The organism is Chitinimonas sp. BJB300 (assembly GCF_002735695.1).
Lineage (GTDB): Bacteria > Pseudomonadota > Gammaproteobacteria > Burkholderiales > Chitinimonadaceae > Chitinimonas.
In genome coordinates this window covers 54,929-63,342 of record NZ_PDZH01000006.1, presented here as the reverse complement: position 1 = coordinate 63,342, position 8,414 = coordinate 54,929, and the positions used below count along the sequence as shown (strand labels likewise).

Genomic DNA, 8,414 nt, shown 5'->3' with positions numbered 1-8,414 from the left:
AACCGACCGCGCTCCAGTCGCTTGTATGCCATCCAGAAACCATGGCGGTCAAACCACAGTAGCTTGACCTTGTCGCGCGATTTATTGAAAAACACAAACATCTCGCCCGACAGCGGTGAGCGGTCGATCACCGCTTCAACCAGTAGCGCCAGCCCATCGATAGACCGGCGCATGTCGACGGGCTGGTTGGCAACGAAAGCGCGCTGGGGGACTGCAAGCATGACTGAACTCCGATAATAAGGAGTCAATCAGCTTGGTCACTGTCCAGCGACGGCGATAGATGCTGGCCTCCGGGTATTTACAAACAATCAGACGCCTTTAAAAACTTCAGCGCTACTTGAAAGACCCAGCTGGGGCAAAAAGCGCCGTTTCCGCATCGGTTTGATGGGTGCCGCAGAAAATATGTGCGGGACAGCACGACTAAACACCTTCTACCGTCTGCGGTAGAGCCGGTCAGCCTTCGATAAAGCCAGCAACCTCCAGACCGAAACCTGCCATGCTGGGCATCTTGCGGGTAGGCGACAGTAACTTCATCTTGCCCACACCCAAAGACTTGAGCATTTGCGCGCCAACACCATAGGTACGCAAATCCCATTTCTGCGGGGTATTCAGATTCAATTCCGGCAAGGCCTTCGCCAGCAACTCCTCACCGCCTTCATTTCGGTGCAACAGCACCACAACACCACGCCCCGCCTCGTTGATAGCGGCCAAACTCTGGTAGATACCCCAGCTATGGCGGGTCTGGCCTGCATCCATCCAGTCCATGACACTGAGCGGCTCATGAACGCGGACCAATACTTCATCCTGCGGACCAAAGCTCCCTTTCACCAGCGCCAGATGCGTAGCAGCGTTGCCTTGTTCGCGGAATATGACCATCTGAAATACGCCAGCCGGCGTCGTGATGGCACGCTCGCCCATGCGTTCGACCAATGACTCGGTCCGGCTGCGGTACTGGATCAGGTCGGCAATGGTGCCGATCTTCAGATTGTGCTGTTCAGCAAAAGGCAGCAGTTCAGGCAAACGCGCCATCGTGCCGTCGTCGTTCATCACTTCGCAAATCACCGAGGCCGGCAAGCAGCCCGCCATATTCGCCAAATCACAGCCTGCTTCAGTGTGGCCCGCCCGGGCCAACACGCCACCTTCGCGCGCCATCAGCGGGAAAATATGGCCGGGCTGGACAATATCGGTCGGCTTGGCCTGTGGGGCCACCGCCGCCAAAACGGTACGCGCCCGGTCTGCCGCCGATATGCCAGTGCTCACCCCTGTCGCCGCCTCAATACTCAATGTGAAGTTGGTACCGTGGGATGCGCCATTGCGGCTCACCATCAATGGTAGGTTCAATTGCCGGCAACGTTGCTCAGTCAAGGTCAGGCAGATCAGGCCCCGGGCATGCTTGGCCATGAAGTTGATGGCTTCCGGCGTGGCATGCTCGGCAGCCATGACCAAGTCGCCTTCGTTCTCACGGTCTTCGTCATCCATCAGGACAATCATGCGGCCCGCTGCGAGTTCCGCAATCAGGTCGGGAATCGATGAAATTTGCATGGTTGATTCAAAATTCCAGATAAGGGCAAGTCAAACTTTGCCCATACGCTTCTTGAGGGCTTCGAAGGGCTCGGTCTCTGGCAGCATGCGTTCCAGGTAACGTGCGATCAGGTCAACTTCCAGATTCACCCTTTCACCCACCTTCAAATGCTTGAGGTTGGTGACTTCGACAGTATGGGGAATCAAATTCACCGACAGAATGCAGCGATCTGGCATGTCCTTCACGTTATTGGTAGTCAGCGACACACCATTGATGACGATGGAGCCCTTGATGGCGATATAGCGGGACAGCGTCTTGGGCGCTTGCACCACTAACTGCCAACTCTCGCCAACCTCGACAAACTTCATGACTTCGCCGGTGCCATCGACGTGGCCCGAGACAAGGTGCCCATCAAGCCGGTCACCAAATCGTAATGCTTTCTCCAGATTCATCTCGCGGCCCGGGTCTTCCAACCCTACGGTACAGCGCAATGATTCTGCAGAAATATCGTATTTGAAGCTGTGTGCGGTCTTGGCAACCACCGTCATACAAGCACCGTTGACGGCAATGCTGTCACCAATCTTCACATCGTTCATATCCAGGTGCTCGCTCACGATCATCACCCGGAGGCCTTCGCCCTCCAGCGGTTGCACCGTGGCGATTTTTCCGGTGGTTTCAATAATGCCGGTAAACATGCGCTTCCTTTCACTTGCGCTTGGCAAGATCAGTTATCGGGCTCAACGATCTGCCGGCTTGCGGCAGGCTTGCAACTTCAGTGGCCAGCTCACCTGCTTGGGCTGGGCTACGTCACCCCATACAGCGGTGAGTTGCTCGGCCAACGCAGGCAATGGATCATGGCTGGTGTCTTCTTTATAGCGCTGGGTCGCTGACCAGGTACCCAGATATCCGACCAAGGCAGCCAAATCCCAACTCAACGCCATCTGCAATGTGGGTGTCTCAAGATGCGGATGAGGAAAGACCAGACCTGCGTAACCTTGCTCAATCCAACGCCGCTCAGGTGGCCAATAGGGCCCAATGGTGCCGTGGTAGAACTCAGAAATAATCGCATCCACCTTCGGGTCGCAGCTAAAGACTTCATAACACCATACCGCCAACACACCACCGGGCTTGAGCACCCGGTCAGCCTCTTGCATAAAGCGTGGCAGGTCGAACCAATGCAACGCTTGCGCCACAGTTATCAAATCCACACTGGCATCAGGCAGGCTCGATACCTCTGCCGGCTCGATGCGGTATTCGATATTGGGCCGTGGCTCAGCGTTTGCAAGTTGACCTTGCGAGGGTTCGGTGGCAATCACACGCTCAAAATATTCTGCCAGCGCAACTGCCGCCTGGCCATTACCGGTAGCCGCGTCCCAAACCAGCTGAAGGGACGGCGCCACCCCTGCCAGCCAATCGAACAGCGCAGCCGGATAGCTGGGGCGGTACTGTGCATAGGCTGAAGACTGCTGAGAGAAATGATCTTTGAACGGCGTGACCTGATCAGGCATAGGAAGACTCACGATTTGATCGAAGACTTGAAACGTAAGGTGTAACGTAAATCTGCGCCAAGATGGCGGATATCGGTTACGGAAGGGGCCAACTTATCGGCTAGCCTGTCGAGGGAAAAATCCGCCAAGCCGGCTGCTGCGCTACCCAACAACACCGGCGCTTGATAAAAGATGATTTCATCCACCAGCCCACTTTGCAGCCACGCCCCGTTAAGGCGCGCGCCGGCCTCCACCGTCACCTCATTGATGCCGCGCGCAGCCAGCGCAACCAAGGTAGCAGACAAATCCACTCTCGCATTTGCATCCGGCAGCGCCAGCACCTCGGCACCTGCTGCCTGCAATGCGGCGATGTGCGCAGCGGGGGCATTAGCGGTAATCACCAAAGTATGACCCGGCGCATGCAACAGCTTGGCTTGCGGCGACAACTGTGCCCGGCTATCCAATACCACGCGCAATGGCTGGCGCCCCTGCCAGGGCTGCCCATCGACTTCACGTACCGTCAACAAGGGGTCATCCTTCAACACCGTGCCGCTGCCAGTCAACATGGCGCAGGATCGCGCCCGTAAGCGTTGCACATCCATACGCGCTGCCGGGCCAGTAATCCATTGGCTTTCGCCATTCGCCAGAGCCGTCTTGCCATCCAGACTGGCAGCAATCTTCAGCCGCAACCAGGGCCGGCCGCGTTCTATGCGGCTCAGAAACCCTTTGAGCGACTCACTTGCTTCTAGGGCTAGCAACCCCAGCGCCACATCAACACCCGCTTCGCGCAGCATTGCCATCCCTTTCCCCGCCACAAGCGGGTTAGGGTCTTGCAAAGCGACCACCACACGGCTTAAGCCGGCATCAATCAACCCTTGGGCGCAGGGTGGCGTGCGCCCAAAGTGCGCACAGGGTTCCAGGGTAACGTAGGCTGTGGCACCCACGGTTGACTCACCCGCTGCCGCAGCATCCCGCAGGGCCATCACTTCGGCGTGCGGGCCGCCTGCCTGCTGGGTGAAACCTTGGCCGATGATGCGGCCATCGCGCACCAGCACCGCACCCACAGCGGGATTCGGGGTGCTGATGCAACGCCCTCTTTCCGCCAGCCGCAGGGCCAGAGCCATGTATTGGTGGTCATCCACGCTGAAACTCATGTCCGGCTTTCGATCAACTCAGCCAGTTGTGGCGAAAGTTGTCGCCGCCAGAGCTTCCCCAACCCTTCCCCATGCTTGTTCCACCATACCCCGGCAAAGACGACGGCCAAGCCAATCAGGCTCAAGGCAAAGGCGAACGGCAGGCTGTCTTTGAAGACATCCCACGCCAGATAACCCAGATAGCCGGCTACGCCAAGGCCGCCAAAGACAGCAAACACTCGCCGCGCCAGCACCGCACCAATAAAAATTAAACCCAGGTTGAGCACGCAATAAATGAACTTGCCCCACTGGCTGCCCGAATCCATGCTGCTGAGCGCACCCCAGAACGCCAGGAGGCCAAAAAGATAAAGCCAGAAAGCAAAATCGCGCCCATCATGCCTAGTTGCCAAGTCAATACGCAGCGCCAGCCCCAGCATGATCAGGCCAAAACCCAGGGACACAAACTGGCGCAAGTGCCACAGTTCTCCGTAATAGCTGCCGATATCATCCGCACCCACACCAAAAGCAATCCACGCAGCGACATCCATGCTCATATACCAGAGTGTTACTGCGACCGGCATGATCATAAAGGGCAATCGATAGCGCCACAGCATGACGGCGGCCGCTGCCAATGTCGCCAGTTCCAGGAGCAGCCAGCGCCAATCAATGTAATAGTGATAATCACTATAGCGCCCTCCCCCGTCCCAGTGGCCCAATGCTGCCAGGATGCCATACACGGCGAGCGGCACCAGCACAATGGTCAGGGTAAAGAGAATACCGGCGGGAATAGGCAGATGCTTAGCGTCAAAAAACCATACCCCGAGCCGCCACGCCACAAAGCCATAGGACACCGCAAATACCGTCAACGAACCTGGGCCCCAGGTCTGGTAGCCCACGGTCATGAAAAGACTCATCGCCGCAATGGCGATCATTCCCCCCAGATAATAGAGAATATGCGCAAAGCGGAACTGGGCCCCGGTCTGCGGTTGCATCGCCAGAAAAGCCCAGAGTGCTTCAGCCTGGCCGGTCTGCAGCAGACCAACTTCCTCCGCCCGGGTCAGATCAGCGCGGTGCAGTTTCATTTCTTACTTACCTCCAGAATGGCATCGCGAAAGTCATCGACATCTTGAAAGCTCTTATATACAGAGGCAAAACGGATGTAAGCCACTTTATCGAGCTTGGCCAGCTCCGCCATCACCATCTCGCCAATACGGCGCGATTCGATCTCGCGCTCGCCCATGGCGAGTACTTTTTGATCAATGCGGGCAATCGCTTCATCCACCAGCGTGGTGGGTACCGGACGCTTGTGCAACGCCCGCTGAAAACTGATACGGACTTTTTCGCGATCGTAATCAGCCCGGTTCCCATTGGCTTTGACCACCTGTGGCGAGCGGACTTCCGCCATCTCAAACGTTGTAAAGCGTTTATCACAGCCACTGCATTTGCGGCGGCGGCGAATACTGTCACCCTCTTCCGAAACACGGGTATCGACAACTTGACTATCGAAGGCGCCGCAAAATGGGCATTTCATCGGGCAACTCCAGCGGCTTTAACTGTGTGCATTCTACCTTCACAAGCGCGCCAGATCTGGCTTTGACACATATTTTCCACCCTGGTTGCGCGCTGCGGAACACAAGTCACGGACCGCGGCACACCATTTAATGTCATTTGCATATATTGAAATAGCCTCAAACACAAATAGGGGAAGCACCCATAGTGCGCCACATTGATGACAAGCAGAATTAACCCGTTGTCATAAACAACTCATCTCACAGGATTGGTTGTTGGGCCAACACCTGATCATTCCCGATCAAAACCCTGTTGTTTCTCCCCTGAAAAAACAGACACTCCAAGGGCCGCCAGCGCTTCGTCGCGAGCGGCCCTCTTTTTTTGACTTAGCGCCTTGGCCGCCGCATAGAAGGCGGGAAAGCTGCCTGACTGTGCGAACAATGCCCGAAATGCCGGCACCTTGTCGTGATAAGTCGCCACCGATACCAGATGCGCATTATTTGGCACGGGTTGGAACCAACTATCGTAGCCAATATAACCGCCATGAGCCTCCTTGAGCGCCGCATAGTCTTCCGCCAATTTAGCCATCACAGCCTCTTTGGCGGCCAACTTGTCCGCATCTGCTAACGCACCGGAATAAATGCCCTCCAGTACAATGCGTGCCGACAGAATCAACCCACGAAACGCAGTGCCACGCGCTTCCGCCTGGCGGTACCGAACCGCGGCATCCCCCTGCCCTTCCGCTGCCACCCATCGTTCAAATCCTTCCAGTTCCACTGCTGTTGCAAAGGCTTCGTTGAACGCGCTGTCATCACGGACATACACCACTTGGTGCGCCAGTTCATGGAATATCAACCGCACCAGCGTCGCATCATCGTAACGCACCGTGGAATTGAGCAAGGGGTCTTCAAACCAGCCCAGGGTTGAATACGCTGGAACACCATACTCGTAAACATCCTCTCCCAAAACCCTGCGTTGCTGAGCATAGTCATGTGCAGCCGCTTGGCTGTAATAACCGCGGTAGGCTAGACAGCCCGCAATAGGGAAACAGCTTTCCACCGGCGTCAGCGACAAGGGCAAAGTACTCACGATATTCCACAAGGCATAAGGCCGGCCCAAGTCGGTGTACCGGGTATAACTGGCGTTGTTGGGCAAGTTCAACTCATGCACTGCAAAGGCACGTACGCGCGTCGCGAAAGCCAGCTTGGCGCGCAATTCTGGCGGCGTGGCGGGGTCGGCCAACAATTCATCAATCGGGCGCGCCTTGTTCAGCACCTCAGCCTGCCCATTGGCGGCCTGGCCCACATACGCCATGCTGGCGCAACCGGACAACATCGCCGGCAGTATCAACCACAGCGCCCAGCGCCACATGGCCTTGCTCCTTTCAACCAGCACAGCTTTCCCTCCCATCATCGCGTACGCCCAACCCGCCAATTGAAGACAGCCAGCGCCACCCCACCTGCCAGCAGCCCCCAGAAAGCCGAACCAATACCGCCCAGCGATAGCCCTGACGCAGTCACCAGAAAAGTAATCAATGCCGCCTCGCGTTGATTATCCTCTCGCATGGCCAGCGCCAGACCACTTCCCAACGCACCAAAGAGCGCAATGCCGGCAATGGCCAGCACCAGCTCCTGCGGAAAAGCGGCAAACAACGCCCCCACCGAGCCTCCCAGCAACCCTAACAGCAAATAGAACCCACCAGCCGCAATTGCAGCCCGATAACGCTGGGCGGGGTCGGGATGTGACTCGGGCCCCGCGCAGATCGCCGCGGTAATGGCCGCCAGATTTAACGCAAAACAACCAAAGGGCGCCAGTATGAGATTGACGCCCCCCGTCCAACTGATCAGAGCTGATACCGGCGGCTGGTAACCGCAAGACCGTAATACCGCCACCCCAGGGATATTCTGGGAGGCCATGGTGACAATAAATAGTGGCAACCCCACCCCCACCAATGCGCGCCAATTGAATGCCGGCGTGGTCCAGACCGGTGTAGCAACCGCCAGGCTGAGCGCCTCAAACTTGACTAGCCCCAACGCCCCCGCCAAGACGCATCCCACCAGTAAGACCACCATGACGGCATAGCGCGGCAAGAGACGCTTGAACAGCAAATAGGCCAGGAACATCGGCATTACTACCCAAAACTGACTTTGCATCGCCCCAAATGCCGCCATGCCGAACTTCAGTAGCACCCCGGCCAACATGGCAGCAGCCAACGAGAGCGGTACGTACTTCATAGCGCGTTCAAACCAGCCAGTTATGCCGCACAGGGTAATCAATGCTGCGGAAAAAACAAACGCACCAATAGCCTCAGCCATGTTGTATCCCGCCAGACTAGTCACCAACAGGGCCGCACCGGGTGTAGACCAAGCCGTTGCCACAGGAATGCGGTAACGCAGCGAAAGGCCGATACAGGTAATACCCATCGCGAAGCCCAAAATCATCAACCAGGAGGCGATTTGCGCTTGGTTGGCGCCTGCCGCCTGGGCTGCCTGGAAGATGATAGCTGCGGAACTGGTATAGCCAACCAACACGGTGATGAAACCAGCCGCCAAGGCTGGCAAAGGGATGAACTTGAGCATGGCCAGAAAAAAAGTAGGTATGGCCCGGACAATAACGCGCGCAGCCGGGGAAAGAACCGATACAGATGCCATAACGCCAGCAGAACAGAGCGCAACGACTCAACCCAAAGGAACTGTCTTGAATAAACAACGCAGAAGCGCGAATACTGTTGTTAATCACCCCATAGTAACCTGAACGTCAATA

General features: G+C 56.8%; 9 protein-coding genes. All 9 read right to left on the bottom strand.

The window, feature by feature from the left end; genetic code table 11:
- Positions 1-221 (bottom strand): IS66 family insertion sequence element accessory protein TnpB (gene tnpB / locus CSQ89_RS02025; RefSeq protein ID WP_143747044.1); only part of this gene is annotated, 221 nt, incomplete at its 3' end.
- Between the two features lie 232 nt (positions 222-453).
- A complete protein-coding gene (gene ribBA / locus CSQ89_RS02020) occupies positions 454-1,542 on the bottom strand; it encodes a bifunctional 3,4-dihydroxy-2-butanone-4-phosphate synthase/GTP cyclohydrolase II (protein ID WP_099404525.1) in 1,089 nt (362 codons plus the stop codon).
- A gap of 30 nt (positions 1,543-1,572) precedes the next feature.
- Positions 1,573-2,217 (bottom strand): riboflavin synthase, encoded by a 645-nt coding sequence (locus CSQ89_RS02015; protein WP_099404524.1) that lies wholly within the window; start codon positions 2,215-2,217, stop codon positions 1,573-1,575.
- A 42-nt stretch (positions 2,218-2,259) separates the two neighbouring features.
- Entirely contained in the window at positions 2,260-3,030 is a 771-nt protein-coding gene (locus CSQ89_RS02010) for a class I SAM-dependent methyltransferase (RefSeq protein ID WP_099404523.1), read from the bottom strand.
- An 8-nt stretch (positions 3,031-3,038) separates the two neighbouring features.
- Positions 3,039-4,163 (bottom strand): bifunctional diaminohydroxyphosphoribosylaminopyrimidine deaminase/5-amino-6-(5-phosphoribosylamino)uracil reductase RibD, encoded by a 1,125-nt coding sequence (gene ribD, locus CSQ89_RS02005; protein WP_099404522.1) that lies wholly within the window; start codon positions 4,161-4,163, stop codon positions 3,039-3,041.
- Positions 4,160-5,224: a DUF2157 domain-containing protein gene (locus CSQ89_RS02000; protein WP_099404521.1), complete on the bottom strand. Its 1,065-nt coding sequence runs from the start codon at positions 5,222-5,224 to the stop codon at positions 4,160-4,162. The genes ribD and CSQ89_RS02000 overlap by 4 nt, the downstream gene beginning before the upstream one ends.
- The gene (nrdR, locus tag CSQ89_RS01995) at positions 5,221-5,673 is read right to left on the bottom strand and encodes a transcriptional regulator NrdR (protein ID WP_099404520.1); all 453 of its coding nucleotides are present in this window, start codon (positions 5,671-5,673) and stop codon (positions 5,221-5,223) included. The genes CSQ89_RS02000 and nrdR overlap by 4 nt, the downstream gene beginning before the upstream one ends.
- A 269-nt stretch (positions 5,674-5,942) precedes the next feature.
- Positions 5,943-7,022, bottom strand: a complete 1,080-nt coding sequence (locus CSQ89_RS01990; RefSeq protein WP_099404519.1) for an aminopeptidase — start codon at positions 7,020-7,022, stop codon at positions 5,943-5,945.
- A 38-nt stretch (positions 7,023-7,060) separates the two neighbouring features.
- Positions 7,061-8,302, bottom strand: a complete 1,242-nt coding sequence (locus CSQ89_RS01985; RefSeq protein WP_199065147.1) for a benzoate/H(+) symporter BenE family transporter — start codon at positions 8,300-8,302, stop codon at positions 7,061-7,063.
- Between the last annotated feature and the right edge of the window lie 112 nt (positions 8,303-8,414).

Coding starts and splice junctions, on each gene's coding strand:
- ribBA (WP_099404525.1), bottom strand. CDS start 1,542: ATGCAAATTTCATCGATTCCCGACCTGATTGCGGAACTCGCAGCGGGC.
- CSQ89_RS02015 (WP_099404524.1), bottom strand. CDS start 2,217: ATGTTTACCGGCATTATTGAAACCACCGGAAAAATCGCCACGGTGCAA.
- CSQ89_RS02010 (WP_099404523.1), bottom strand. CDS start 3,030: ATGCCTGATCAGGTCACGCCGTTCAAAGATCATTTCTCTCAGCAGTCT.
- CSQ89_RS01985 (WP_199065147.1), bottom strand. CDS start 8,302: ATGGCATCTGTATCGGTTCTTTCCCCGGCTGCGCGCGTTATTGTCCGG.
- CSQ89_RS01990 (WP_099404519.1), bottom strand. CDS start 7,022: ATGTGGCGCTGGGCGCTGTGGTTGATACTGCCGGCGATGTTGTCCGGT.
- ribD (WP_099404522.1), bottom strand. CDS start 4,163: ATGAGTTTCAGCGTGGATGACCACCAATACATGGCTCTGGCCCTGCGG.
- CSQ89_RS02000 (WP_099404521.1), bottom strand. CDS start 5,224: ATGAAACTGCACCGCGCTGATCTGACCCGGGCGGAGGAAGTTGGTCTG.
- nrdR (WP_099404520.1), bottom strand. CDS start 5,673: ATGAAATGCCCATTTTGCGGCGCCTTCGATAGTCAAGTTGTCGATACC.